The organism is Variovorax sp. Varisp41, assembly GCF_047325085.1.
Lineage (GTDB): Bacteria > Pseudomonadota > Gammaproteobacteria > Burkholderiales > Burkholderiaceae_C > Variovorax.
Genome location: NZ_CP168540.1, coordinates 5,429,800 through 5,456,109 on the forward strand (window position 1 = coordinate 5,429,800; position 26,310 = coordinate 5,456,109).

Consider the following 26,310-nt stretch of genomic DNA (forward strand, 5'->3'; position numbering starts at 1 on the left):
TTCAACCTTGGGTGGGGCTCTTGCGGAAGCCGGTGACTTTCGACATCAGCGCCGTCCAGCGTGGATCCTTCGCCGGTTGCGGGCTGGAGCCAGAGGTGTATTCCTGATGCAGGCCGCGTGCGAGGCCCGCGATGGCTTGCGAGTACGGGTCGTTGCGCGCGGTGCGCACCAGCATCTCGCCGCGGCTCGAGGCCGCCAGCAGTTGGGTGCCGCGCGCCGGCAACACATGGCGCAGCGGCAGTTCGAGCCGCTCCGCGATGTCCTTGGCCGCGAGGCCGACGTGACTGTCGAACTTGTTGACCACCAGCGACATCTGGTCGGTCTCGAGGCCGCGCGTGCGCAGCTCCTTGAGCATGTTCGCGGTGGAGACGATGGCGCCGATGCTCTGGTCGCAGACGACCCAGCAGCGCTGCGCTTCCTTCGCGGTCTGCGCCACGAAGTCGATGGTCGAGAAGCCGCCGAGATCGGCGATCTGGAAATCGAAGAAGTCGCCGAGCCGCTTGATCAGCGCGACAGAGTCGGCGTGCGAGATCTCGCGCACCTGCGCGAGATTCGCGGGCAGCGGCAGCACCGCCACGCCACTGGTGTGGTGCGCGAGTGCCGTGTGCAGCAGGGTCTGGTCGAGGCGACGCAGGTTGCGCACGCCTTCGACGAAGCTGAAGCCGCTCTGCGTGTCGAGGTAGAGCAGCCCGTCGCGCGCGGGCAGGCCGAGGTCGAGCAGCGCCACGCCATGGCGCGCGCTGCGCCCCGGCGCCTTGGCGGGCGCCTGTGTCAGCAGGTCGTTGAGCATCAGCGACAGGCTGGTCGCGAGCGTGGTCACGCCGATCCCCGGCCGTGCGCCAAGCAGCGCGAGCGTGCAGCCGCGCATGCCGCTTTGCAGGCTGCTGCGGCGGTCGAGCAGCTTGCGCAGCGTGTTGACTGCGTCATCGGGAGGGGCGGCCATGTCAACGAAGTCGTCGACGCCGGCGCGCAGCGCGGCCAGCATCGATGCCGGCTCCGCCGACACGCCCGTGGCCAGCACCGGCAGCGCCTGCCAATCGCGTTTCAGCCGCTGGTGCAGTTCGCTCGCTGCCTGTGCATGATCACCGGAGAAATCGAGGAAGACGGCCACCGGGCCGAGCAGGGCGATGCGTTCGTCGATCGACTTGATATCGGGCGACAGCACCACCACCGTCCCCAGCTTGCCTAGCGCGTCCGTCAGCCACGTGATGTGGCCGACGTTCGCCGAAGCGAAGAGGAAGGTTTCCGCGCCGGTTTCGGGGAGGCTGTCGCGGGGGGCGTTCATGGCGTCGGCCACTGGGCGTGTGCGGCTGGAATCGGTTAACGGGAGAAGCCTGGCACGGTAGTGCCCGACGCCGGTCCCAGCAGGTGCGCACGCCATACCGGACCATCGCGCTGTTCGGCGCCGCCAGGCAGATAAGGCGTAAGGTCGGTATCGCGCGCGATCGGCTTGACGAGGTGTGGCGTCACCAGGATCACGAGTTCCTTCTCGTTCATCTGGTACTTGTTCTGCTTGAAGAAGGTGCCGAGCACGGGAATGTCACCCAGCAGGGGCACCTTGTCCGCATTCGATGTCGTGGTGCGGCTCACGAGGCCGCCGATGACGAAGCTCTCGCCATCGCCGAGTTCCACCGTGGTATCGGCGCGGCGTGTGGTGATCGCGGGCACCGCGACGCCGCTGATGCTCAGTGCATTGGTGTAGTCCAGATCGCTGGCTTCCGGCGCGACCTTGAGAACGATGCGTTCGTTCGACAACACCGTGGGCGTCAGCGTCAGTCCGATGCCGAAAGGCTTGTACTCGATGCTCGTGGTGCCCAGGCCCTGAGGCACGGGCACCGGCAACTCGCCGCCGGCGAGAAAGCTGGCGCTCTGTCCCGAAAGCGCAACCAGGGTCGGTTCGGCGAGCACCCTGGCCATGCCGTTGCCTTCCAGGAAGCCGACATCCAGTCCGATGCCCGCCTTGTTGAAGGCGAAGAGCAGGTTGAATGCCTCCGCCAGCGGACTGTTGTATTCCGCGCTGAGGCCTCCCGTGGTGGGGAAGGTCACCGATTTCAGCGATGCCGGCGAGAACACCCCGAAGCTGAAACCGTGGGAGTTGGCGCGCGTGCTGAAGATGTTCAAGCCAGCCTGTTTCAGCACGCTTCGATTGAACTCGACGACCTTCACTTCCACCTGCACCGTGTTGCTGCGCACGTTGACAGCCGATCGGTCGCTGAGGACAGCCTTGTCGCCCCCCGAAGCCATGGCGGCATCGCGGGCATCCTGGTGCGCCGTCATGCTGTCGAACGAGCCTGCCAGAACCCCGCCGCGGCGGCGCACTTCCAAGGTGTAGACCGTGGCTGCAGCACTGCCCTTCTCCCAGACCATGAGCGTGGTTCGTCCGGCAGCCTTGCCTGTGACGATCAGCCGGGCCGCGGGCGAGTTCGGCGTCTGGCGCGTCAGCGTCACGCCGGCCACGGTCTCGTCCGCGATGGCCATGCGGTCGATGCCCTTGGTGATCAGCAGTTCGCGCTGCGTTCCAGCTTCGAGCCGTACCTGGGTCGACGCCATCTGCGCCGCCGCTTTAGGGGGGGCGGCCGGCGGGGAATCGGCAGCGGATGCCAGAGGCCATGCGCCGGGTGCCATCAGGCACAGCGCCACGAGCGTGGGGCGCGAGGGAAGTGCCGGGCCCGACGACGTCGCGCGAGGGGGGTGCGTCATGGTGTTCTTTTCCTGCGGGATATGCATGGCTGGGCGCCGATCTCTGGCTCAGTACTGGATGGTTTCGCTGCGGTCGCCGCGGATGACCTCGACCTGGAGGCCGCTGCGGCTGCCGCCGGTCCGGGCCGCAGGTGCCCTCGCCGCGACGGTGGGTGTCTGGAGCGGAACCGGCTTGCCGCCGGTCACGAAATCGACGGCGGTGACACCGGCTTGAGCACGATCCAGGCCCTCGAGTGGCGGGCGCCGTGGTTCGCCCGGCTTTGCCGGCGCGGGTTGCAGCGCGGTCGGCAATTCGGCGAACAGCTTGGGATCGGGAAGCGACATGTCGCCGGGATTGCGCAACGCCAGCAGCAGTCGCCCGCTGTTCTCGGCCAGCGTCAGCCGGTTGACGTCCTCCACCGGCACCGCGAGTACCGTGGTGCGCGCCGGGTCGTTGCGCTGCGTCTGGGCATTGGCATTCTTGTCCGCCTTGGACTGCATGCCGTCGACCGACGCATTGCCGAATGCAAGCACACGCTTGCGCGACAGCAGCAGACGCGCCTGGCTGCGATCGACATCCTTGTTGTCGGACTTGAGCATCAGGAACACGTCGACGAAATCGCCCGGCTGGACCTTGTTGCCCACGCCCATCACTTCGTCGGCCCGCACGGCCACCGCGCGTTCGCCTTCGGCCACCCGCAAGGCAAGGCCCGATACCAGTTGGCCTTCGAGCAGCGGCGAACCTTCGCCGAGATCGATGACCGGAACGCGTCCCGCCACGGGCAACGTGTCCTGGAAGGCACCGGAGGGATTGATCGTCAATTGCTCGACGCGCAGCGCATCCGCGGGGATGACCTGACCTGCAGGCAGCAGCCGTGAAGCCACCACCACGGGAAATGTCCTGGCCTGTGCTGTCTTGCCGGCACCAGCGGAAGACGCCGCCGCGGCTGGCGATGGGGCTGCGGGCGCCTGACGGCTGAGTACCCATGCATAGCCGCCGAGCGCGAGAGCCAGCAGGACGAGGATGGCGGCGATGATTTTGGTGAGATTGATCATGGGCGGTGTTCGGAAAAGGGGGCGGACCATCGGGAACCGTCGATGAAAAGCTCGCTCGGTGTGACTACAGGTTCTGTCGGCCCCACACCATCCACACCGCCGTAGCCACGGCCAGGTAGGCCGCATAAGGAATGAAGCGGACGCGTCGTGCCGAGGTTTCGCGAGCGACCGGTTGCGGTCCGAACAGCACCTGCCCCAGCCGCAGCGAAACCGGCCAACGCTGGAGAAGAAGCCAAAGTGAACCGTGACCCAGGGCCAGCAAGGTGGCTGCAACCCAGATCGGCAGCAAGGCCGTGTGCCCTACCCACAGTCCAAGAGCGCCTGCGAGCTTCACGTCGCCTGCCCCCATGAGACCGGCCAGATGAAACAACAGCAATGCGAGAAAGCCGGCTGCCCCGCCGAGGAGCGCCGAGCCCCAGGTGACATCGAATGGTTGTGCGCCTGCGGCCAGTGCCCCGAGAGCCACGAGAGCCCCCGCGAGCACCAGCCAGTTCGGAACCCGGCGTTGCCAGAAGTCATAGACAGCCACGACCGAGAGCCAAATCAGACACGCACCTGCCAATGCCATTTGGAGTGCAGTTACGAATCAGGGGGTGCCGGGGCCGGTCAGCGCAGTCGAGATCTTGGTGAATACGACCTCCAATTTATCGCCGATACCGGGAAGAACTGCGACGATGGCGACGGAAATCAGGCCTGCGATGAGGCCATATTCAATGGCGGTCGCGCCTTCTTCGTCACGAATAAAACGGGCAATAGCGTTGAGCATGATTAACCTTTCGGAAAAAGTCGTTAACAAGGGCTGGCGGTACGAATGTTATCCGGCGTAACTCTGTGTATCAACAAGGCAAACCCGATGGAGGGAGGTTCCGCTGTGCTAGTCCGAACCTACTAGCACGATGGCTGCCAACCCCCACGGACATCGGTTGACCAGTCGGTCAAGGACGCTGGGTAACAGTTCGGAAACGAATTTTTCCCTCTGTAGGCGTGCACCGACATCCCATGAAGACGGGAGGGCGTGTTACGGAACAGGGGTGCGCACCAGGGGCGCGTTACGGGTACGAGCGTGTTACGCGTTACGTGACGCGACCCGGAACGGCAAAAATGTAACAGTCCAGAAAGGGTTGGACCGTGCGCAAAAAATCACAAGTTCAGGGGTCTGACCCTGCTCGCGAAGGGGGATCAGCCCAGGATTTCCTCGTGGAAGAGCTTCCACTCGCCGCCCTGGCGCAGCCAGTACTGACGGCGCATGCGACCGCTGCGTTCCCCCTCGAACACCTCGCCGAAGGTGGCGACCATGGTGTCCTCGCTGTCGCGCCAATGGAGGTAGGAAACATCCTTTAACTGAATACGCCTGCCCTGGGCGTATTCGACTTCATCGCGAACAATTGAAATTCCGTCGGCCGATTTTTTCGCCTGGCGCTGAAAATCGGGCAAATAGAATTTTTTCAATTGCGCTTCATTTCCCTGGGTCCGGGCGTCTTTCCAGGCATTGATCGCGCTGGTGAAGGATTGGGCGTCCTTTTCGGCCTGGGGCTGGGAAATCCATTGCAGGCTGCGCGCGGTGACGACCGGCGTGGCGCCGATCTGCACCTTGCGCAGCAGCTGGCGCAGGTCGGGGTTGGCCATGACCACGCAGCCGTCGCTGGCCAGCGGCGCGCGTGCGTACTGCTGCGAGGGCGTGCCGTGCAGCCAGATGCCGCTGCCGGTCTTGCCGCGGCGTTGGTCGTAGGCGTTGGGATAGTTGATCGGCAGCGCGCCGGCGCCATAGAAGTCCTTGAGCGACTTCGGGTCGAGGCTGCTGGTGATGAAGTACACGCCCAGCGGCGTGCGCGCATCGCCTTCGGACGCCTTGTCGATGCCCGACTTGCCGACCGAGATGTAGTAGTCGGCCACGAGCTTCAGGCCCTTGTCGCCGTTCTCGAGCAGGTACAGGCGCGAGCGCGAGGCGTCGATGGCGATCGCGTAGCGGCTGCGCGTGGACAGCTCGAGGAACTGGGAGGGCACGGTGTTCGGCGGCGGCCGTTCGCGCAGCGCCTGCAGGCGGCGGCGCGATTCTTCCTGCAGCTCGGCCATGGCCGGATTGCCCTTCAGGCGCGCCACGCTGGCGGCGTCCGACAGGCTGTGGGCAGCGGGCACCTGCGAGGCGAGCAGGTCGCCGTACACGAGCTGGGCGAGCTGGAAATTCGGGTAGTCGCGCACCAGTTCGCGCGCCTTGGCCAGCGCGGGCCGCGCCTGGCCGCGGCCGAAGAGTTCGTAGATCGCGATCAGCCGCGCCTCGGCATTGCCGGCTTCCTGGATCGCGCCCGCGCTCGGCGCCTTGCGCGCGCCGCGGGCTTCGGAAGAAGCGGCGGCGGTGCCGGCCGCCGCGGCGGCCGCGGTTGCCACGGCCCCCTTCTTCAGGCGGGCCTGGGCCTTGCCGCCCCTGGCGTCACGGGCTTCGCGTGCCTCCCGGGCTTCGCGCACGCTGCGCGATTCGCGGCCGCCGCGCGCTTCCTTGGCGCCGGCTTTTTCCTTCTGCGCCGAACGGCTGCCAGCGGCGGCAGCCTTGCCGGACTTGGCGCCGGTCGTCTTGGCATGCGAGGTCTTGCTCGTGCTGCCGGCGGCGCCGGCGGGCATGGCGAGCACGAGGGCCGAGGCGGCCATCAGCGCGGCCAGCAGGCTCCCGCCGCGCCGCAGTTCTGGGATCTGGGGCCGGCCCCGCCGGACGATGTCTGCCACTAGCCGCCGACGCTTTCCTTGCGAATGTGCCACTGGCCGCCGGAGCGCTGCAGTTCCAGCGTCTTGCGGCTGGAGATGTTGAGGTTGTCGGCGCGGTAGACCTGGCGGAACTTGGCGGTGGCCGACTGTCCGTTGACCTGGATCACGAGGTTCTCGAGGTTCACGCTGATGCTGGACTTGCCGACGATGCGCGCGCGGCGCTCCTCTTCCCAGTTCTTGCGGCTCTGGCCGCCGCCGGGCGTGAAGTCGCTGCCGTAGGCGGCGAGGTAGCGATCCATGTCCTGGCCGGCCCAGGCGGCGGCCCAGCCACGCACGGCCGATTCGACTTCCGCGTTGGCGCTGGACGAGGCGGCGGGCGCGGCCGGTGCGGCGGCCGGCGGCGAAGCCTCGGGTGCCTTGGCGACCACGGCGGGTGCCGGTGCTGGGGCGGGCGCGGGGGCCTTGGCCACCGGTGCGGGCGCGGGCGCCGGCACGGGGGCGGCGGCGGGTGCCGGTGCGGGAGCGGGCGCCTTCGCGACCGGTGCCGGTGCGGGTGCCGGAGCTGGAGCCGCCGGTGCCGGGCGCGGTGCCTCGGGCGCCGCCGCCAACATCGTCGGCTTGGCGCCCGGCACGGCCGGCACGAACAGCGTGCGGATCACCGCCAGCTTGGGCGCGACCGCGGTGTTGTTCTGATCGAGTTGCAGCGCCTTGCTGTAGGCCTGGCTCGCGAGCCGCGCATAGAGGTCGCCGAGGTTTTCCTGGGCGGTGGCATAGCTCGGATTGGTGCGGATCGCGCTCTCGAGGGCGTTGCGCGCCTTGTCGAACTGGTTCTGGCTCGCGTAGATGACCGCGAGGTTGTTGTAGGGCTCGGGCAGCTCGGGGGCGTCCTGCGTGAGCTGGGTGAAGGCGGCGATCGCCTCGGCGCGCTTGCCGGTGTCGAGCTGGATCACGCCCTTGAGGAAGCGCATCTGCGGGTCGCGCGGCTTGTCCTTGAGGAAGGCGTCGGCCTTGGCCGAGGCTTCGTCGAGCTTGCCGGCCTGCATCAGGCGGTCGACTTCCTCGTGCTCGGGGGCCGCCAGCGCGGGCAGGGCCGTGGCGCCGACCGCGGCGGCCAGGAACAGGGCGCGCACGACGGGCGTCAGGCTGAGGGGAGTGCGCAGGGGGCTCTTGGGCATGGCGGCGAGGCCTCGTGAGAGAGGAGAGGAAAGGGGATGCGCCCGGGATTGTAAGTGGGGCGGTTAACCTCCAGACACACTGCGGCGTGGCTGCAACGCCGTTCCATTCCTCGAGGCAACTGGCCGGCGCCCTTCCCACCGAAACCGGTGGGGTCTGCGTTCAGGCGGCGCCGCGCTCCGGTTCGCCGGCGGCATCCGCCAGCCCGTGCCCCGGCGCCGGCCGCAGCATGGCCGGGAAGTGCATGTCGCGGTAGGCCACGAAGCGGCTGCCGCGCGCCAGCCGGTAGCCCCACCAGACCGCCACGAACAGCACCAGCCCGATGTAGGTCGAGAACACGCCGATCCAGTCGATGCGCCCGCCCGTGAAGGCCGCGTAGTTCTGGCCCAGCGTGACCACCAGGCACAGGCCGAAGGCGAACAGCGGGCCGTAGGGGAAGAAGGGCGAGCGGTAGGGCAGCAGCGAGAGATCCAGCCCCTGCGCCATCATTCCCTTGCGGAAGCGGTAGTGGCTCACCGCGATGCCGAGCCAGGCCACGAAGCCGGTCATGCCCGAGAGGTTCAGCAGCCACAGGTACACGCCCTGGCTTTCCGACAGCGAGGTCAGGAAGCACAGCGCGCCGACCGCGGTGGTCGCGAGCAGCGCGTTGAGCGGCACGCCCGCGCGCGTGAGCCGCGCGAAGCAGCGCGGCGCGCGGCCGTCCTTCGCGAGGTTGAACAGCATCCGGGTCGAGGCGTACATGCCCGAGTTGCCGGCCGACAGCACGGCCGTGAGGATCACCGCGTTCATCACGCTGGCCGCGAAGGCCAGCCCGGCGTGGCGGAACACCAGCGTGAACGGGCTCACGCCGATCGCGTGGAGGTCGGTCTTGATCAGGTTCGGGTCGGTGTAGGGAATCAGCACGCCGATCACGCCGATCGCCAGCACGTAGAACAGCAGGATGCGCCAGAACACCTGGCGCACCGCGCGCGGGATGTTCTTCGCGGGGTCGGCCGATTCGCCGGCCGCCACGCCGATCAGCTCGGTGCCCTGGAACGAGAAGCCCGCGATCATCGCCACGCCGATCATCGCGGGCAGGCCGCCCACGAAGGGCGCGTCGCCGACCGTGAGGTTGCCGAAGCCGGCGGGCCGGTCGCCGCGCAGGATGCCGAAGATCATCAAGAGGCCGATGGCGACGAAGGCGATCACCGTCACCACCTTGACCAGTGCGAACCAGAACTCGGCCTCGCCGAAGCCGCGCACCGAGATCGCGTTGAGCAGGAACATCAGCCCGAGGAACAGCGCGCTCCACAGCACGGCCGGCGTGCCCGGGAACCAGTACTGCATCACCAGCTGCGCGGCCGCGAGCTCGACCGCGATGGTCACGGCCCAGTTGTACCAATAGTTCCAGCCGAGCGCGAAGCCGAAGCCCTCGTCGACGTAGAGCGCGCCATAGGTCGCGAACGAGCCCGACACCGGCATGCAGGCCGCGAGCTCGCCGAGGCTGGTCATGAGGAAATAGACCATCGCGCCGATCAGCAGGTAGGCCGCGAGCGCGCCGCCCGGGCCGGCCTGCGACACCGTGGCGCCCGAGGCCACGAACAGGCCGGTGCCGATCGAGCCACCGATGGCGATCATCGTCAGGTGGCGCGTGCCGAGCGCGCGGCGCAGCGTGGGTTCCTCGGCGGCGGTGCGCGAGGCGAGGGTGGGCGCGGTGGAGTCCGTTGCCATGTCGTTGTGTTCTCCCGTCTGAGGGCGGCGATCATAAGTGCGCCCCCGCGTCGCCCCGGGGTCCGGCCGCGGCGCTCGCACAGTACAGTCCCGCCATGGACCGCCTTCAGAGCATCGAAGCCTTCGTGCGCGTCGCGCAGACGCAGAGTTTCGCGGAGGCGGCGCGCCAGCTGCGGGTGGCGAACTCGGTGGTCACCACGCGCGTCAAGCAGCTCGAGGAGTTCCTCGGCGCGCCGCTGTTCCACCGCAGCACGCGCGTGGTGCGGCTCAGCGACGTGGGCCAGGCCTTCCTGCGCGACTGCGTGGAACTCGTGGGCCGCGCCAACGACATCGTCGACCAGATGCGCGATGCGCGCGGCACCCCCTCGGGCGTGCTGCGCGTGCATGCGCTCACGGGCATGGTGCTCGGGCGCTTCGCCTCGCTGCTGCACGAGTTCCACACCATCTACCCCGACATCCACCTCGAGCTGATCGTGAGCGACGCGGTGGTCGATCCGGTCAAGGCCGGCGTCGACTGCGCGCTGCAGATCTTCCCGGCCGCCTCCGAGGAACTGGTGTCGCGCCCGCTGTTCCCGGTGCGCCGGCTGCTGTGCGCCACGCCCGAGTACCTCGAGCGCCACGGCACGCCCGCGAGCCCGCGCGAGCTGCACCGCCACAAGCTGGGCCTGTACTCGGGCTATCCCACGCGCGACCGCTGGACCTTCCACCATCAGGGCGAGCAGACCACCATCTACCTCGCGGCCGCGCTGCTGACCAACAGCGTGCACCTGCTGCGCGAGTACGCGCTCGAGCACGCGGGCATCGTCTGCCTGCCCACGCTGGTGGCCGGCGACGCGATCGCGCGCGGCGAGCTGCGCGTGGTGCTGCCCGAGCACCAGCTCTCGTCGTTCTCGTTGAGCGCGGTCTATGCGGGCACCTCGCGCAACGCGCTCAAGTTGCGGCTGTTCATCGAGCACATCGCGACCCGCTTCACGCGCGTGCCGCCCTGGGACGCCACCCTGATCGAGCGCGGAATGATCCCGGCCGAACTGATCGAGTGAGGGCGCGCGTTCCCGGGTAAACCCCAGCGATTATTCGGAGTCTGCGAATAATCCTCTTCCAATCTGGTCCCTACCGGCGGTCCCGGTTGTTTCCTAGAGTTCGGTCCAAGCCAGAACCAAGGAGACCGCCATGACCCAGACCGCCCAGACCCAGGACGCGCCCGCCTACCGCACCCGCTTCGGTTCGCTCGCCCACTACGAGAAAGGCCACGTCGAGCCGATCGCCGACGACGTGCGCCACTACGCCTTCTCCAATTGCTTCGAGATCGCGAACAACAGCCGGCCCTACGAGAAGGTGGTGTTCGGCCAGAACCAGATCTACGTGCTCGAGGCCCTGCGCGCCGAGGGCCACTCGCCCTGGTTCACCTGCGCGCACGACGAGTTCGCGCTGGTGATGGATGGCGAGGTCGAGGTGCACCTGGTGCGGCTCGACGCGGCCCAGGCCGTGGCCGACCCCGAGAAGAACGGCGCCGTGCGGGTCGAGGGCGAGCCGCGCGGCAAGAAGATGGGCTGGATGAAGCTCTCGCGCGGCCACCAGGGCCTGCTGCCGAAGAACACCGCCTACCAGTTCCGCAGCGCGCGCCCCGGCGTGATCGTGCTGCAGACCTGCAAGGGCGAGCTGTCGGTCGAGAAGTGGGCCGAGATCTGCCAATCGCACTGAACAGCACTGAACCAGGAGCACATGCCATGAACGCACCCGCCGAACTCGCCCGAGTCATCGCCTCGCAACCCGACGCCACGCTCGGCTACAAGGACTTCTCGCTCGGCAGCTTCCGCTTCCGCCGCGACGAGTATTTCGTCCACATCGGCTGGCAGACCCGCGACGGCCGGCCGATGAGCCACACCATGGATGCGGGCAACTACCTGCGCGCGCTGATGCGCGACGTGGCCTGGGGCTTCTTCTACGGCTGGGTCAACTTCGACAGCGTGTTCGGCACCGTCAACCACTACGACTCGGTCGACCTCTATGCCGGCAGCTTCAACGGCACCATGAAGGACGCGGGCATCGACCTGCTCGAGAACTTCCCGACCGCGCAGATCCGCGCCACCTTCGAGGCCATGCTCGACGACTGGACCAATGCGAGTTTCGATCCCTTCGCCGCGCCGCAGGAAACCGGCTCGCCCTACGGTCGCAAGAACGGCAACAACACGGCCAAGATCACGCGGGCGCGCGAGCTCGCCAAGCGCTGCGTGGGCCTGAAGGACGACCTCGACCTGCGCAGCGACGAGCGCGGCGCGCCGGTCAACCGCGCCTTCGCCGACGTGCCGCAGGACCAGCCCGAGCTGCATCCCGAGCCCGGCTTCGAGAACGAGGTGCATGCCTTCAACCTCTTCGGCTTCCTGAGCCGCTCGCAGGTGACCTGGAACCCGAGCTTCACCTCGGTGGTCAAGCACAGCTACATGTGCCCGACGACCGAGGAGCACATCCTGCCGATCATCCACGGCAACGACCGCGTCGAGTGGTTCTTCCAGATGACCGACGAGATCCACTGGGACTGCGGCGACAAGAACACCGGCAAGCCCATGGCGCGCGTGATCATGAAGGCCGGCGACATGGCCGCCATGCCCGCCTACTGCCGCCACCAGGGCTTCAGCCCCAAGCGCTCGATGCTGCTGGTGTGGGAGAACGGCTCGCCGAGCCTGGTGTACGAGATCCAGAAGGGCGAGTCGCCCGAGATTCCCGTGCAGTTCTGACCTGCCTGTCTCCCTCCCCCGCTGGGGGAGGGCCGGGGTGGGGGCTCCGCGAGCCCGCGCCCTCTTCGAAGAAGCCCCCACCCCAACCCTCCCCCAAAGGGGGAGGGAGAGGAATGCTCATGCCCATTGCTTCCATCCGCCACCAGCTCTTCATCGACGGCCGCTTCGTCGACGCCGAATCGGGCGAGACCCTCGCCACCCTGAACCCGCACGACAACACGCCCATCGTCGATGTCGCGCTCGCGGGCAAGGCCGACGTCGACAAGGCCGTCGCCGCCGCCAAGCGCGCGTTCCCGGCGTGGAGCCGCATGGCCGCCGCCGACCGCGGCCGCATCCTGCTCAGGCTCGCCGACCTGATCGAGGCCAACGCCGAGGAGCTCGCGCGCCTCGAATCGCTGGACACCGGCCATCCGATCCGCGATTCGCGCCGGCTCGACGTGCCGCGCACGGCCGCGTGCTTCCGCTACTTCGGCGGCATGGCCGACAAGTTCCAGGGCGAGACCATTCCCGTCGAGGAGGGCTTCCTCAACTACACGCTGCGCGAGCCCGTGGGCATCGTCGGCCAGGTGGTGCCGTGGAACTTCCCGCTGATGTTCACGAGCTGGAAGATGGCGCCCGCGCTCGCGGCCGGCAACTGCATCGTGATGAAGCCGGCCGAGATCACGCCGCTGAGTTCGCTGCGCATCGCCGAGCTGATGGCCGAGGCGGGCCTGCCGCCCGGCGTGGTCAACATGCTGCCGGGCCTGGGCAGCGTGGCGGGCCAGTACATCGCCGAGCATCCGGAGATCGCGAAGATCGCCTTCACCGGCAGCACCGCCACCGGCCGGCGCATCGTGCAGGCCAGCGCGGGCAACCTCAAGAAGGTGCAGCTCGAGCTCGGCGGCAAGGGCCCCAACATCGTGTTCGAGGACGCGAACCTGCAGGCCGCCGTCAACGGCAGCGCCTGGGCCATCTTCCACAACCAGGGCCAGGCCTGCATCGCGGGTTCGCGGCTGATGCTGCACGAGCGGATCGCCGACGAATTCCTCGCGCAGTTCGTTCCGCTCGCCAAGTCGATCCGCCTCGGCAACCCGCTCGACGAGACCACCGAGATGGGCCCGCTGACCAGCGCCCAGCACCGCGAGCGCGTGCTGAGTTACGTGGAAGTGGCACGAGGCGAGGGCGGCGAGCTGCTCGCGGGCGGTCGGTCGCCGGGCGGCGATCTCGCCAAGGGCTGCTACGTCGAGCCCACCGTGATGCGCGCGAAGTCGTACCGCGACCGCGTCGCGCAGGAAGAGGTCTTTGGCCCCTTCGTCACCGTGCTGACCTTCAAGGACGACGAGGAGGCGATGCGCATCGCCAACGGCACCGACTACGGCCTGGGCTCGGGCCTGTGGACGAAGGACCTGCAGCGCGCCCACAAGGTGGCGCGCGAGCTGCACGCCGGCATGGTCTGGATCAACAGCTACAAGCGCGTGAACCCCGGCTCGCCCTTCGGCGGCGTGGGCCAGAGCGGCTACGGCCGCGAGATGGGCTTCGACGCGATGCGCGAGTACACGCAGGTCAAGAGCGTGTGGGTCAACGTCGACGCGCGGATACCGCCGCATTTCGCGCGCTGAGTTTCGGCAGAGCGGCATCCGCAGACACAAGAACAGGAGACAGGCATGACATTCAATCGCAGGCAATTCACCCAGGCCACCGCGGCCCTCGTCGCCGCGGGCGCGACACCGCTGGCGTTCGCGGCCGATACGCTCAAGATTGGCTACGTGTCGCCGCAGACCGGCCCGCTCGCGCCCTTCGGCGAGGCCGACAAGTGGGTCATCGACCAGATGAAAGCCGCCTTCAAGGACGGCATTGCGGTCGGCGGCCGCAAGTACGCGGTGCAGATCGTGCTCAAGGACAGCCAGTCGAACCCGAACCGCGCGGGCGAGGTCGCGAACGACCTGATCCTCAAGGACAAGGTGGCACTGGTGCTCACGGCCGGCACGCCCGAGACCGCGAACCCGGTCAGCGATGCCTGCGAGCTCAACGAGGTGCCCTGCATCTCGAGCGTGGTGCCGTGGCAGCCCTGGTTCTTCGGCCGCAAGGGCGATCCGGCCAAGGGCTTCGACTGGACCTACCACCTGTTCTGGGGCCTCGAGGACGTCATCGCCAACTTCACCAGCGGCTGGAAGACGCTGGCCACCAACAAGAAGGTGGGCGGCCTGTTCCCGAACGACGGCGACGGCAACGCCTGGGGCGACAAGGAGCTGGGCTTTCCGAAGCCGCTCGCGCAGATGGGCTTCACGCTCACCGACCCGGGCCGCTTCCAGAACGGCACGCAGGACTTCAGCGCGCAGATCGCGGCCTTCAAGAAGGAGGGCGTGGAGATCGTGACCGGCGTGGTGATCCCGCCCGATGCCAAGACCTTCCTCACGCAGGCGCGGCAGCAGGGCTTCAAACCGAAGGCGATCACGCTCGGCAAGGCGCTGCTGTTCCCGGGTGCGATCGAGGCGCTGGGCGAAATCGGCGACGGCCTCTCGACCGAGGTCTGGTGGAGCCCTTCGCATCCCTTCGCGTCGAGCCTCACGAAGCAGAGCGCGAAGGCGCTGGCCGAGGCCTACGAGGCCGGCACGAAGAAGCAGTGGACGCAGCCGATCGGCTTCGCGCATGCGCTGTTCGAGGTGGCGGCCAATGCGCTGGGCCGCGCGAAGTCGCTCAAGGCCGCCGACGTGCGCGATGCGGTGGCCGCGACCTCGATCCAGTCGGTGGTCGGCCCGGTCAAGTGGGGCGGGCAGGGGCCGTTCAGGAACGTCAGCAAGACACCGCTGGTGCTCGGCCAGTGGGGCAAGGGCACCAAGTACAAGGTGGAACTCACCCTCGTGAACAACGAAGCCGCGCCGGCCATTCCCACCGGCGGCAAGCTGCGCGCGCTCTGACCGCCATGGCGCTGCTGGCATTGCATGGCGTGAGCAAGTCCTACGGCGCGCTCAAGGTCACCGACGGCATCACGCTCGCGGTGGCCGAGGGCGAGACGCTGGGCATCCTCGGCCCCAACGGGGCGGGCAAGACCACGCTGTTCAACCTGATCTCGGGCGACGTGCGCGCCGACGCGGGCCGGGTCGACTACGACGGCCGCGACGTGACGCGGCTGCGTCCGCACCAGCGCTGCCGCGCCGGCATCGGCCGCAGCTACCAGGTGCCGCAGCCCTTCGGGCACATGAGCGTGTTCGAGAACCTCGTGACCGCGGCCTGCTTCGGCGGGCAGCAGACCGAGCGCGAGGCCTGGCGCACGGCGCACGAGGTGCTGGCGCAGACCGGGCTGATGGCGCAGGCTAACGCGCCGGCCGGCGGGCTGCGGCTGCTCGACCGCAAGCGGCTCGAACTCGCGCGCGCACTCGCGACGAAGCCGCGGCTGCTGCTGCTCGACGAGATCGCGGGCGGGCTCACCGAGCCCGAGGCCGCGGTGCTGGTGGGCGAGCTGCGGCGCATCAAGGCGCGCGGCGTGACCATGATCTGGATCGAGCACGTGGTGCATGCGCTGCTGTCGCTCGCGGACCGGCTGTTCGTCATCAACTTCGGGCAGAAGCTGGCCGAGGGCGAGCCGCGCGCGGTGATGAACGATCCGGAAGTGCGGCGCGTGTACATGGGGATGGACGCATGAGCGCATCGCTGCTCACCACCCACGGCCTGCAGGCCTTCTACGGCGACGCCCAGGCCCTGTTCGGCATCGACTTCGCGCTCGCCGCCGGCGAACTCGTCGCCGTCATCGGCGCCAACGGCGCGGGCAAGTCGACCTTCCTCAAGAGCCTCGCGGGCCTGGTGCGCGCGCCGCGCGAGGCGATCCGTTTCAAGGGCGAGTCCATCGGCGGCCTGCCGCCCGGCGAGATCGTGCGGCGCGGCCTCGCGCTGGTACCCGAGGGCCGCCGGCTGTTTCCCAGCCTCAGCGTGGAAGAGAACCTGCTGATGGGCGCCACCGCCAGGCGCCCGGGCCCGTGGAACCTGCAGCGGCTCTACGGCCTCTTCCCCATCCTGGCCGAGAAGCGCCGCCAGCCCGGCACCTCGCTGTCGGGCGGCCAGCAGCAGATGGTGGCGCTGGGTCGCGCGCTCATGAGCAATCCCGAGCTGCTGCTGTGCGACGAGCTCTCGCTGGGCCTCGCGCCGGTCGTCATCCGCGAGATCTACGCGGCCATGCCCGGCATCACGGCCGAGGGCATGGCGATGGTGATCGTCGAGCAGGACGTGACGATGGCGCGCCAGGTCTCGCGCCGCGTCTACTGCTTCCAGGAAGGCAGGGTGTCGCTCGAGGGCCTGTCGGCCGAGCTCACGCGTGAGCAGATCGCGCAGGCCTACTTCGGCATCGAGGCGGCCCATGCTTGAGACCCTGCTCCAGGGCGTGCTGCTCGGCGGCCTCTACACGCTGTTCGCGCTCGGTCAGTCGCTGATGTTCGGCGTCATGCGGCTCACCAACACGGCGCAGGGCGACTTCATCGTGCTCGGCGCCTTCGCGGTGATCGCGGGCGTGTCGCTGGCCGGCGCGGCGGCGCCGTGGCTGGTCGCGCTCGCGGTGCTGCCGGTGGCCTTCGGCTTCGGCTACGCGCTGCAGCGCTGGGTGCTCAACGGCACGCTGGGCAATGACCCGCTGCCCTCGCTGGTCGTCACCTTCGGCCTGTCGATCGTGATCCAGAACCTGCTGCTCGAGCTGTTCTCGGCCGACCCGCGCGCCATCGACACCGGCGGCCTGGGCACGCGCGGCCTGGCGCTCGGCGAGTCGCTCTCGCTCGGCGTGCTGCCGCTGATCGTGCTGGCCGTGGCGCTCGCGGCCACCGGCGCGCTGCAATGGCTGTTCGCGCACACGGCGCTGGGCCGGTCGTTCCGCGCCGTGTCGGACGACCGCGAGATCGCCGAGCTCATGGGGCTCGATGCGAAGAAGGTCTATGCCTTCGCGACCGCCATCGCCTTCGTGCTGATCGCCGTCGCGGGCGCGCTGCAGGGCATGCGCACCACGGTGTCGCCCTCGGACGGCCCGCTGCTGCTGCTGTTCGCCTTCGAGGCCGTGATCATCGGCGGCATGGGCTCGTTCTGGGGCACGCTGGCCGGCGCCATGATCCTCGGCATCGCGCAGCAGGTCGGCTTCCGCCTCGATCCGGGCTGGGGCATCTGGTTCGGGCACATCGTGTTCCTCGCGGTGCTCGTGTTCCGGCCGCAGGGCCTTTTTCCACGCACCCGCTGAGGTCCGCATGAGCCGTTCTTCCGCCCGGCCGCTGCGCAACGTGCTGTTCGTCATGTGCGACCAGCTGCGCGCCGACTACCTGTCCTGCTATGGCCATCCGCGCCTGCACACGCCGCACATCGACGCGCTCGCCGCGCGCGGCCTGCGCTTCGACCGGGCCTTCGTGCAGGGCGCGGTCTGCGGCGCCTCGCGCATGTCGACCTACACCGGGCGCTACGTGAGCAGCCACGGCGCGATGTGGAACTTCGTGCCGCTGTCGGTGGGCCAGAAGACGCTCGGCGACCATCTGCGCGCGCACGGCGTGCGCTGCGCGCTGGTCGGCAAGACGCACGTGGAGCCCGACACCGAAGGCGCGGCGCGCCTGGGCCTGGACGTCTCGCAGGGCGCGGGCCTGCTCGCGATGCACGGCGGCTTCGAGCCCTATGCGCGCGACGACGGCATCTGGCCGCCGGGCTTCAAGGTCAGCGGCAACGCCTACTGCGACTGGCTGCGCGAGCGCGGCTATGCATCGGACAACCCCTGGCACGACTTCGCCAATTCGGGCCGCGGCCCGGGCGGCGAGATCCGCAGCGGCTGGGAGATGCGCTGGGCCGGGCTGCCCGCGGCCGTGGCCGAGCCGCACAGCGAGACGCCCTACACCACCGATCGCGCCATCGACTTCATGCGCGAGGCCGGCGACCGGCCCTGGGTGCTGCACCTGTCGTACATCAAGCCGCACTGGCCCTACGTCGCGCCCGCGCCCTATCACGCGATGTACGGGCCGCGCGACGTGCTGCCCGCGGTGCGCGGCGAGGCCGAGCGGCGGGACGCGCATCCGGTGCTCGCGGGCTTCCGCGACGACACCGCCAGCCGCAGCTTCAGCCGCGACGAGGTGCGCGAGACCGTGATCCCGACCTACATGGGCCTGGTCAAGCAGCTCGACGACCAGCTCGGGCGCCTGTTCGGCTTCATGGCCGCGCAGGGGCTGGACCGCGACACGCTGGTCGTCTTCACCAGCGACCACGGCGACTACCTCGGCGACCATTGGCTCGGCGAGAAGGAGCTGTTCCACGAACCGATCGTGCGCGTGCCGCTGATCGTGGTCGATCCGCGCGAGCGCGCCGATGCCACGCGCGGCGGCGCCAGCGCGGCGCTGGTCGAGTGCATCGACATCGTGCCCACCGTGCTCGACGCGCTCGGGCTGCCGCAGCCCGCGCAATGGCTCGAGGGCCGCTCGCTGCTGCCGCTGGTGCGCGCCGACCCGCGCGCCGCGGGCAAGGACTTCGTGGTGTGCGAGAACAGCTACGCCTTTCGCGACAGCGTGCGGCTGCCGCTGGGCCAGCCGGTGGAGCGCTGCCACATGACGATGCTGCGCGACGCGCGCTGGAAGTTCGTGCACGTCGAGGACCTGCCGCCGATGCTGTTCGACCTCGAGGCCGATCCGGGGGAACTGGTCGACCTCGGCCGCGACCCGGCCTTCGCCTGGGTGCGCGAGCGCATGCTGGCGCGCATGTTCGACTGGCTGCGCGAGCGCCGCCGCTTTCCCACCATCGCGCCCGCGGCCGTCGAGGCCTGGAACCGGCGCGAGCGCGAGGCGGGGATCCTGATCGGCGCCTGGTGACTTCGGCGCCCCCCAAAAAAGACTGACGAGCAAGGAGACTGCATGCGATTTTTCCTCCCCTTTCCCCGGCGCCTCGGCGCGGCATTGGCACTGAGCCTGGGCATGCTGGCGCCGCCGGCCATGGCCGCCACGGACACCGTCGACGCGGTGGCCTGGCCGGTCCGCCCGCTGCGGCTGGTCGTGGCCTTTCCGGCCGGCGCGCCCGGCGACATCGTCTCGCGCCTGATCCAGCCCGCGCTGCAGAAGGCGCTGGGCCAGCCCGTGGTGGTCGACAACCGGCCCGGCGCGGGCGGCAACATCGGCATGCAGGAGGTGCTGCGCGCCAACGACGGCCACTCGGTGCTGGTCGGGCCCGACACCATGTTCACCATCAACCCGCACCTCTACCGCAAGATGGCCTTCAGGCCGATGGAGGACTTCGTGCCCGTCACCCAGCTCGCGGCCTTCAGCCAGGAGCTGGTGTGCCATCCCGCGGCCGGCGTGAAGACGCTGGCGCAGCTGCTGGCGGCGGCGAAGAAGACGCCGATGAGCTATGCCTCGGGCGGGCAGGGCGTGCCGGGCCACATGGCGATGGAGCTGCTGCTGTCGAGCACCGGTGTCTCGATGCAGCACGTGGCCTACCGCGGCCCCGGCCCGGCCATGCAGGACGTGCTCGGCAATGCCGTGCCCTGCGGCTTCCTGGCGTCGCCGGTGGTCGGCCCGCTGATCCGCGAGGGCCGGCTGGTGCCGATCGTGGTTTCGGGCCGCCACCGGCTCGCGAGCCAGCCCGCGGTGCCGACCGCGGCCGAGGCCGGCGTGCCCGGCTACGAGGCCGTCTTCGCCGAGATGATGGCGATGCCGCGCGGCACGCCCGCGCCCGTGGTCGACCGGCTGCGCAACGAGGTCGCGAAGGCCCTGGCCGCGCCCGAGGTGCGCGAGCGCCTCGCCACGATCGATCTCGAGCCGCTGGCCAACACGCCCGCCGAGGCGGCGGCCCGCTTGCGTGCCGAGAACGCGCGCTGGGGCGCGGTAGCGCAGCGCATCCAGCTACAGCTCGACTGAACGGTGCCTGCCATGGCCATGCACTCCTCCTTCGAGGTCGAGCGCGCCACCGCCGCCAGCCGCGGCGCGCTCGCCGCCGGCACCGCGCTGGTGCTCGTCGCCGCCAGCCTGCCCTTCTGGGGCGAGTCGAGCTGGATGCGCGAGTTCGTCGAGATCGCCTGCTATTTCATCTTCGCGATGATGTGGAACCTGCTCGCGGGCTATGGCGGCATGGTCAGCATCGGGCAGCAGGCCTTCTTCGGCTTCGGCGGCTACGCGATGCTGGTGCTCGGCAACTTCGCGGGGCTCAATCCCTTCGTCGCCATCCCGCTGGGCGCGCTGGCCGCGGGGCTGGTCGCGATTCCGGTGTCCTTCATCGCGTTCCGGCTCTCGGGCGGCTACTTCGCGATCGGCACCTGGGTCATCGCCGAGGTGTTCCGCCTGAGCTTCGCCAACGTGTCGGCGGTGGGCGGCGGCTCGGGCACCACGCTCACCGCGCTGCGCGGCATCGACAAGGCCACGCGCGAGAGCGTCACCTACTGGATGGCGCTGGGCTGCGTTGTGGCGGCGGTGGCGCTGGTCTACCTGTTCCTGCGCAGCAAGCGCGGCCTCGCGCTGCTGGCGATCCGCGACAACGAGGTGGCGGCCGAATCGCAGGGCGTGCCGGTGGCGCGCATGAAGCTCGCCGTGTATGGGGTCGCGGCCTTCGGCGCGGGGCTCGCGGGCGCGCTGTACTTCGTCGGCAACCTGCGCATCAGCCCCGACGCGGCCTTCAGCGTCAACTGGAGCGCGTTCGCGATCTTCATGGTGGTGATCGGCGGCATCGGCCGCATCGAGGGACCGCTGGTGGGCGCGCTCGTCTTCTGGGCGCTCAACAAGTTCCTCAGCGACTACGGCACCTGGTACCTGCTGGGGCTCGGGCTGCTCGCGATCGTGGCCACGCTGTTCTTCAAGCAGGGGCTGTGGGGCTTCGCGCAGAAGCGCTGGGGCTGGTCGCTGTTTCCCACGCAGCGCCGGCTGGTCGCCAGCAAGCCGTGATTTCACGTTGCGCCGCAGCATTGATGTAACGATCTGTTTACAATTAGGGCTCCGCCGCTTCCATCCGGAGTTCCTCCCGTGACGATCACCAAACGCCGCCTGCTCGAGGGCGGCGCCGCCGCGCTGGCTGCCTCGCTCCTCCCTCCGTTCGCCCGCGCCCAGGACAAGCCGCGCGCCGGCGAAGCCGCCTGGCCCACCAAGCCCGTGAAACTGCTGGTCGGCTTTCCGACCGGCGCCTCGCCCGACCTGCTGGCGCGTGCCATCGCCGAGCCGCTCGCGAAGCTGCTGCGCCAGCCGGTGCTGGTGGAGAACAAGCCCGGCGAGAGCGGCAACATCGTGGCCGACCAGGTCGCCAAGGCCACCGACGACCACACCATCGGCGCGCTGATCAACGGCAACCTGACGATCGCGAAGCTGCTCAATCCCAAGCTCTCCTTCGATCCCGAGAAGGACTTCGCGCCGGTCGGCATGGTCGGCACCGCGCCGCTGGTGCTGGCCGTCTCGGGCAACGCCACCGGCAAGACCGCGGCCGATCACCTGCTGTGGGTGCGCAACCTCGGCAGCGGCGGCAAGTACGGCACGCCGGGCGTGGGCACGGTGGGCCACCTGGGCATGGAACTGCTCAAGAGCCGCTCGGCCATCACCGCGCAGCACAAGCCCTACACCGGCAATCCGCAGGTGATCGCGGGCCTGCTCGCGGGCGAGATCCAGCTCGCGCTGCTGCCGCCCGCGCTCGCGATGCCGCACGTGCGTTCGGGCAAGCTCAAGGCCATCGGCGTGACCTCGCCCGAGCGCAGTCCGCTGGTGCCCGAGCTGCCGACCATCCGCGACGCCGACGTGCGCGGCGCCGACCTCGAGATCTGGACCGCGCTGGCCGCGCCCGCGGGCATGAACAAGACCGCGCTGGCCAGGCTCAATGCCGCGCTGGTCGAGGTCATCAGTACGGACGAAGTGCGCGAGGCGCTGCTCAAGACCGGCTGGCAGGCCCAGCCCGGCTCGCCCGACGCGCTGGCGCGCCGCATGCGCGCCGACACCGCGCGGCTGGGCGGCGTGATCCTGATGAAGGGCATCCACGCCGAGGGTTGAGCGGTGCCTGTGGCATGCTGGCCGGTCCTTTCCCGGACCGACCCGGCATGAGCGAGCGCCTTTTCCTCCATCTCGACGACGGCCCCCTGCTCGGGCCGCCGATCGACGCGCCCGGCGGCACGGTGCGCTCCTTCGCCGCCAGTGCGCCGCTGCGTCCGCACGTCGCCAACATCCTCGTGTACCGCGAGCGCTTCGCCGAGGGCGAAGAGGTGCTCGAGCGCGTGCTGCCCGACGGCGCCGCGCGGCTGGTCTTCAACCTCGGCGACGCGCCCTCGGCCAATGGCGCCGAGGGGCTGGCCATCGAGGCCATCGGCGCCTCGGCCGAGGCCGTGCTGGTGCGGCTGCGCAAGCGCATGGAAGGCCTGTCGATCACCTTGCGGCCCGGCGCCGCGGCCCTGTTGCTCGGCCTGCCCGCGGGCGAACTCGCGGGCCGCGTGCTGCACCTCGACGAACTCTGGCGCGGCGCCGGCGCGCAGCTGCTCGAGCGCATGGCCGAAGCTCCCGGTGACGCCGCGCGCGTCGCGCTGCTCGACGCCGCGTTGTGCCGTCGCCTCGCCGAGGCCGACGGCCGCGCACGGGCGCGGCTCGGCCCGCATCCGGGCGCGCTGCAGGCCGCGCAGCTGATCGCCGCTTCGGCCGGTCGTCGTCCGCTGCGCGAGGTGGCCGAGGCGGTGGGACTCGGCGAGCGCCGGCTGCAGCAGCTGTTCCATGCGCAGGTCGGCCTCTCGCCGCGCGCCTGGCGCCGGCTCGCGCGCATGCACGGCTGCCTGCGCGCGCTGCGCGAGCAATCGGCGCCGGCCTGGGCCGAGGTCGCGGTCGAGCACGGCTTCTACGACCAGTCGCACCTGGCCAACGAGTTCCGCGCGCTGTGCGGCGTCACGCCCACGGAGTTCCTGGGCCGTGCGATTGCGGATTCTTCCAAGACGCTGGTTTAAGGCAGCGCTACCTTCGGCGTCTTCTTCCCTTGCAGCGAGCCGAACGATGACCGACCAGCCCACGGGTGCGAATGCACTGCCCTCCCTGAAAGGCCGCGTGGCCGTGGTCACGGGCGCGAGCCGCGGCGCGGGGCGCGGCATCGCGCTCGAACTCGGCGCGGCCGGCGCCACCGTCTACGTCACGGGCCGCAGCACGCGCGCCGAGCCCGCGGACAGCTACGGCCAGATCCTCGCGCTGTCGGGCCTGCAGCGCGTGCCCGGCAGCATCGAGGACACGGCCGAGGAGGTCACGCGCCTGGGCGGGCAGGGCGTGCCGGTGCGCTGCGACCACACCGACGAGGCGCAGGTGCGCGAGCTGTTCGCGCGCGTCGAACGCGAGGCCGGCCGGCTCGACCTGCTGGTCAACAACGCCTGGGGCGGCCACGAGAGCTTCAACGGCGTGTTCGAGGCGCCGTTCTGGGAGCATCCGCTGTCGAACTGGGAGGCCATGTTCGACCGCGGCGTGCGCAACCACCTCGTGGCCAGCCGCTGCGCCGCGCCGCTGCTGGTGCGCCAGGGCCGGGGCCTGATCGCCACCACCACCTTCTGGGACCGCGACCGCTACCTGCGCGGCAGCCTGTTCTACGACCTCGCCAAGGCCTCGATGACGCGGCTGGCCTTCGGCATGGCGCAGGACCTGCGCGCGCATGGCGTGGCATCGGTCGCGGTGTCGCCGGGCTGGATGCGCACCGAGTTCGTGCTGGCCGGCCACCAGACCGACGAGGCGCACTGGCACCAGCGGCCCGCGCTCGCGCGCACCGAGTCGCCGCGCTACATCGGGCGTGCCATCGTGGCGCTGGCCGGCGATGCCGCGGTGATGGACAAGACCGGCCGCGCGCTGCGCGTGGGCGACCTGGCGCGCGAGTACGGCTTCACCGACATCGACGGGCGGCAGGTCGCGCCCTTCGAGATCGAGGACGGCGGCAGCTGAGGCTGCGGTGCCCGCTCACAGCAGGCTCGAGATCCGCCGCGCCGCCTCGCGCAGCGCGGGCAGCATGCTGTCCTGCATCACCTTCGCGCTGGTGCGGTTGGCCTGGCCGCTGATGTTGAGCGCGGCCACCATGCGGCCCGCGCGGTCGACGATCGGCGCGGCCACCGAGATCAGGCCTTCCTCGAGCTCCTGGTTCACCAGGCACCACTGCTGGCGCCGCGCCTGCGCCACCTTGGCCAGCAGCGCGTCGATGTCGGTCACGGTGTGCTTGGTCAGCGGCTCGATCGCCGAGGCCTCGAGCCGCGCGCGCACCTCCTCGTCGGGCAGGTCGGCCAGCAGCAGCCGGCCCAGCGAGGTGCAGTAGGCCGGCAGCCGCGAGCCCACGCCGAGGCTGATGCGCATGATCTTCTGCGTCGGCACGCGCAGCACGTAGACGATGTCGGTGGCGTCGAGCACCGCGGCCGAGCACGACTCCTGCACCTGCTGCACCAGCGCTTCCATCACGGGCTCGGCGCGGTTCCAGATCGGCATCGACGACAGGTAGGCGAAGCCCAGGTCGAGGATGCGCGGCGTGAGCGTGAACAGCTTGCCGTCGGTGACCACGTAGCCCAGCGTCTGCAGCGTGAGCAGGATGCGGCGCGCGCCCGCGCGCGTGAGGCCGCTGGCGGCCGCCACCTCGCTGAGCGTCTGGTGCGGCGCGCTCGCGCTGAACGAGCGGATCACCTGCAGGCCGCGCGCGAAGGACTGCACGTAGCTGTCGCCGGGGGCGGGCGTCCCGGTGGGCGCAAGGGGGCGGGTTGCCATGGGTGTGGATCCTCTCTAGAATTCATTATACGAACAGAAGTTCGATATACGAACAAAATAGAGTTCACCAGGACGCACCGCGACAAGCGTCTTCCCGCCTCTCCACTATCCTTCTTCGGAGACAGATCCATGATCGACAAGATCGCGCCCTCCATCGCCGACGCCCTCGCGGGCGTGGCCGACGGCGCCACCGTTCTCATCGGCGGCTTCGGCACCGCCGGCATTCCCGGCGAGCTCATCGACGGGCTCATCGAGCAGGGCGCGCGCGACCTGACGGTGGTCAACAACAACGCCGGCAACGGCGACACCGGCCTCGCCGCGCTGCTCAAGGCCGGCCGCGTGCGCAAGATCATCTGCAGCTTTCCGCGCCAGGCCGACAGCCACGTCTTCGACGGGCTCTACCGCAGCGGCCAGCTCGAGCTCGAGTTGGTGCCGCAGGGCAACCTGGCCGAGCGCATCCGCGCGGCCGGTGCCGGCATCGGCGCCTTCTTCTGCCCCACGGGCTACGGCACCGAGCTCGCGGGCAAGCGCGAGACGCGCGAGATCAATGGCAAGCAGTACGTGCTCGAGTACCCGATCCACGGCGACCTCGCGCTGATCAAGGCCGAGCGCGGCGACCGCTGGGGCAACCTGGTCTACCGCAAGGCCGCGCGCAACTTCGGCCCGGTGATGGCCATGGCCGCGAAGAAGACCATCGCCACGGTGCACGACATCGCCGAGCTCGGCACCATGGACCCCGAGACCATCGTCACCCCCGGCATCTTCGTGCACAAGGTGGTGCGCATCGAGCGCGTCGCCACGCAGGCCGGCGGCTTCAAGAAGGAGGCATGACCATGAGCTACACCCGTCGCACCAAGGACCAGCTGGCCGCCCGCGTGGCACAGGACATCTTCGACGGCGCCGTCGTCAACCTCGGCATCGGCCAGCCCACGCTGGTGGCCAACCACCTGCCGGCCGGCCGCGAGGTCATCCTGCACAGCGAGAACGGCATCCTCGGCATGGGCCCCGCGCCCGAGGCCGGCGAGGAGGACTACGACCTGATCAACGCCGGCAAGCAGCCGGTGACGCTGCTGCCCGGCGGCGCCTTCTTCCACCATGCCGACAGCTTCGCGATGATGCGCGGCGGCCACCTCGACATCTGCGTGCTCGGCGCCTTCCAGGTCTCGGCCACCGGCGACCTCGCGAACTGGAGCACCGGCGAGGCCGGCGCCATTCCCGCGGTGGGCGGCGCGATGGACCTCGCGATCGGCGCCAAGCAGACCTGGGTCATGATGGACCTGCTGACCAAGAAGGGCGAGAGCAAGATCGTCGAGACCTGCAGCTACCCGCTGACCGGCATCGGCTGCGTGAAGCGCGTGTACTCCGACCTCGCCACGCTCGAATGCACGCCGCAGGGCCTGAAGCTGGTCGACAAGGTCGACGGGCTCGAGCATGCGGAGCTCGAGAAACTGTTGGGCCTGCCGATCGCCGTCTGATACGGACTTCCGGACGCGAAGGACGCGAAGGTTGCGCGAAGAGCGCGAAAGAACTTCAGAAATAATTTGTCTTTCTTTCGCGTCCTTCGCGGAACCTTCGCGTCCTCTGCGTCCGGCATCCCGAATTCGTTCCACCTTCAT

The 26,310-nt window shown here is 69.4% G+C and carries 25 protein-coding genes; 16 read left to right on the plus strand and 9 right to left on the minus strand.

Annotated features, from left to right (window positions below; translation table 11 throughout):
• Position 1 precedes the first annotated feature (1 nt).
• The 8 genes from ACEN9J_RS25060 to ACEN9J_RS25095 form a co-directional block, all read right to left on the minus strand.
• Positions 2–1,285 (minus strand): AAA family ATPase, encoded by a 1,284-nt coding sequence (locus tag ACEN9J_RS25060; RefSeq protein ID WP_413762342.1) that lies wholly within the window; start codon positions 1,283–1,285, stop codon positions 2–4.
• A 35-nt stretch (positions 1,286–1,320) separates the two neighbouring features.
• A complete protein-coding gene (locus ACEN9J_RS25065; RefSeq protein ID WP_413762343.1) occupies positions 1,321–2,727 on the minus strand; it encodes a type II and III secretion system protein family protein in 1,407 nt (468 codons plus the stop codon).
• Positions 2,728–2,748: 21 nt separating this feature from the next.
• On the minus strand, positions 2,749–3,735 hold the full coding sequence (gene cpaB / locus ACEN9J_RS25070; protein ID WP_413762344.1) for a Flp pilus assembly protein CpaB: 987 nt from the start codon (positions 3,733–3,735) through the stop codon (positions 2,749–2,751).
• Positions 3,736–3,799: 64 nt separating this feature from the next.
• On the minus strand, positions 3,800–4,303 hold the full coding sequence (locus ACEN9J_RS25075; RefSeq protein WP_413762345.1) for a prepilin peptidase: 504 nt from the start codon (positions 4,301–4,303) through the stop codon (positions 3,800–3,802).
• An 18-nt stretch (positions 4,304–4,321) separates the two neighbouring features.
• Positions 4,322–4,501 (minus strand): Flp family type IVb pilin, encoded by a 180-nt coding sequence (locus tag ACEN9J_RS25080; protein WP_413762346.1) that lies wholly within the window; start codon positions 4,499–4,501, stop codon positions 4,322–4,324.
• A 413-nt stretch (positions 4,502–4,914) separates the two neighbouring features.
• Positions 4,915–6,453, minus strand: coding sequence for a L,D-transpeptidase family protein (locus ACEN9J_RS25085; RefSeq protein ID WP_413762347.1), 1,539 nt, complete (start codon positions 6,451–6,453; stop codon positions 4,915–4,917).
• On the minus strand, positions 6,453–7,607 hold the full coding sequence (locus tag ACEN9J_RS25090; protein WP_413762348.1) for a tetratricopeptide repeat protein: 1,155 nt from the start codon (positions 7,605–7,607) through the stop codon (positions 6,453–6,455). Before ACEN9J_RS25090 ends, ACEN9J_RS25085 begins: the two co-directional genes overlap by 1 nt.
• Before the next feature lie 160 nt (positions 7,608–7,767).
• Positions 7,768–9,315 (minus strand): amino acid permease, encoded by a 1,548-nt coding sequence (locus ACEN9J_RS25095; RefSeq protein ID WP_057594342.1) that lies wholly within the window; start codon positions 9,313–9,315, stop codon positions 7,768–7,770.
• 95 nt (positions 9,316–9,410) lie between these two features.
• Between ACEN9J_RS25095 and ACEN9J_RS25100 the strand changes: the two genes are divergently transcribed.
• The 14 genes from ACEN9J_RS25100 to ACEN9J_RS25165 all read left to right on the plus strand — a co-directional run bounded on the left by ACEN9J_RS25100 (position 9,411) and on the right by ACEN9J_RS25165 (position 23,890).
• The gene (locus ACEN9J_RS25100; protein WP_057594343.1) at positions 9,411–10,355 is read left to right on the plus strand and encodes a LysR family transcriptional regulator; all 945 of its coding nucleotides are present in this window, start codon (positions 9,411–9,413) and stop codon (positions 10,353–10,355) included.
• Positions 10,356–10,485: 130 nt separating this feature from the next.
• Positions 10,486–11,016 carry a hydroxyquinol 1,2-dioxygenase gene (locus ACEN9J_RS25105; RefSeq protein WP_413762349.1) on the plus strand — a complete coding sequence of 177 codons (531 nt, stop codon included), beginning with the start codon at positions 10,486–10,488 and terminating at the stop codon, positions 11,014–11,016.
• A gap of 26 nt (positions 11,017–11,042) precedes the next feature.
• A complete protein-coding gene (locus ACEN9J_RS25110; protein ID WP_057594345.1) occupies positions 11,043–12,050 on the plus strand; it encodes a hypothetical protein in 1,008 nt (335 codons plus the stop codon).
• A 134-nt stretch (positions 12,051–12,184) separates the two neighbouring features.
• Positions 12,185–13,648: an aldehyde dehydrogenase family protein gene (locus ACEN9J_RS25115; RefSeq protein ID WP_057594356.1), complete on the plus strand. Its 1,464-nt coding sequence runs from the start codon at positions 12,185–12,187 to the stop codon at positions 13,646–13,648.
• A 45-nt stretch (positions 13,649–13,693) separates the two neighbouring features.
• Positions 13,694–14,947, plus strand: coding sequence for an ABC transporter substrate-binding protein (locus tag ACEN9J_RS25120; RefSeq protein WP_413762350.1), 1,254 nt, complete (start codon positions 13,694–13,696; stop codon positions 14,945–14,947).
• A 5-nt stretch (positions 14,948–14,952) separates the two neighbouring features.
• On the plus strand, positions 14,953–15,672 hold the full coding sequence (locus tag ACEN9J_RS25125) for an ABC transporter ATP-binding protein (protein ID WP_413762351.1): 720 nt from the start codon (positions 14,953–14,955) through the stop codon (positions 15,670–15,672).
• Complete coding sequence (locus ACEN9J_RS25130; protein ID WP_413762352.1) at positions 15,669–16,388, plus strand: ABC transporter ATP-binding protein; 720 nt, start codon at positions 15,669–15,671, stop codon at positions 16,386–16,388. Before ACEN9J_RS25125 ends, ACEN9J_RS25130 begins: the two co-directional genes overlap by 4 nt.
• Entirely contained in the window at positions 16,381–17,241 is an 861-nt protein-coding gene (locus tag ACEN9J_RS25135; protein ID WP_413762353.1) for a branched-chain amino acid ABC transporter permease, read from the plus strand. The genes ACEN9J_RS25130 and ACEN9J_RS25135 overlap by 8 nt, the downstream gene beginning before the upstream one ends.
• Before the next feature lie 7 nt (positions 17,242–17,248).
• A complete protein-coding gene (locus ACEN9J_RS25140) occupies positions 17,249–18,841 on the plus strand; it encodes a sulfatase-like hydrolase/transferase (RefSeq protein ID WP_057594350.1) in 1,593 nt (530 codons plus the stop codon).
• 42 nt (positions 18,842–18,883) lie between these two features.
• Positions 18,884–19,882 (plus strand): Bug family tripartite tricarboxylate transporter substrate binding protein, encoded by a 999-nt coding sequence (locus tag ACEN9J_RS25145; RefSeq protein ID WP_413762354.1) that lies wholly within the window; start codon positions 18,884–18,886, stop codon positions 19,880–19,882.
• Positions 19,883–19,894: 12 nt separating this feature from the next.
• Positions 19,895–20,899, plus strand: a complete 1,005-nt coding sequence (locus ACEN9J_RS25150) for a branched-chain amino acid ABC transporter permease (protein WP_413762355.1) — start codon at positions 19,895–19,897, stop codon at positions 20,897–20,899.
• A 78-nt stretch (positions 20,900–20,977) separates the two neighbouring features.
• The gene (locus ACEN9J_RS25155; protein WP_413762356.1) at positions 20,978–21,985 is read left to right on the plus strand and encodes a Bug family tripartite tricarboxylate transporter substrate binding protein; all 1,008 of its coding nucleotides are present in this window, start codon (positions 20,978–20,980) and stop codon (positions 21,983–21,985) included.
• 47 nt (positions 21,986–22,032) lie between these two features.
• Positions 22,033–22,920 carry a helix-turn-helix transcriptional regulator gene (locus ACEN9J_RS25160; RefSeq protein WP_057594354.1) on the plus strand — a complete coding sequence of 296 codons (888 nt, stop codon included), beginning with the start codon at positions 22,033–22,035 and terminating at the stop codon, positions 22,918–22,920.
• 46 nt (positions 22,921–22,966) lie between these two features.
• Positions 22,967–23,890 carry an SDR family oxidoreductase gene (locus ACEN9J_RS25165; RefSeq protein WP_413762357.1) on the plus strand — a complete coding sequence of 308 codons (924 nt, stop codon included), beginning with the start codon at positions 22,967–22,969 and terminating at the stop codon, positions 23,888–23,890.
• Between the two features lie 15 nt (positions 23,891–23,905).
• On the opposite strand, the gene ACEN9J_RS25170 is transcribed toward ACEN9J_RS25165, so the two are convergent.
• Positions 23,906–24,694 carry an IclR family transcriptional regulator C-terminal domain-containing protein gene (locus ACEN9J_RS25170; RefSeq protein ID WP_413762358.1) on the minus strand — a complete coding sequence of 263 codons (789 nt, stop codon included), beginning with the start codon at positions 24,692–24,694 and terminating at the stop codon, positions 23,906–23,908.
• A 129-nt stretch (positions 24,695–24,823) separates the two neighbouring features.
• Between ACEN9J_RS25170 and ACEN9J_RS25175 the strand changes: the two genes are divergently transcribed.
• Complete coding sequence (locus ACEN9J_RS25175; RefSeq protein ID WP_413762359.1) at positions 24,824–25,525, plus strand: 3-oxoacid CoA-transferase subunit A; 702 nt, start codon at positions 24,824–24,826, stop codon at positions 25,523–25,525.
• Positions 25,522–26,169 carry a 3-oxoacid CoA-transferase subunit B gene (locus ACEN9J_RS25180; protein ID WP_413762360.1) on the plus strand — a complete coding sequence of 216 codons (648 nt, stop codon included), beginning with the start codon at positions 25,522–25,524 and terminating at the stop codon, positions 26,167–26,169. The genes ACEN9J_RS25175 and ACEN9J_RS25180 overlap by 4 nt, the downstream gene beginning before the upstream one ends.
• The last annotated feature ends 141 nt before the right edge of the window (positions 26,170–26,310 follow it).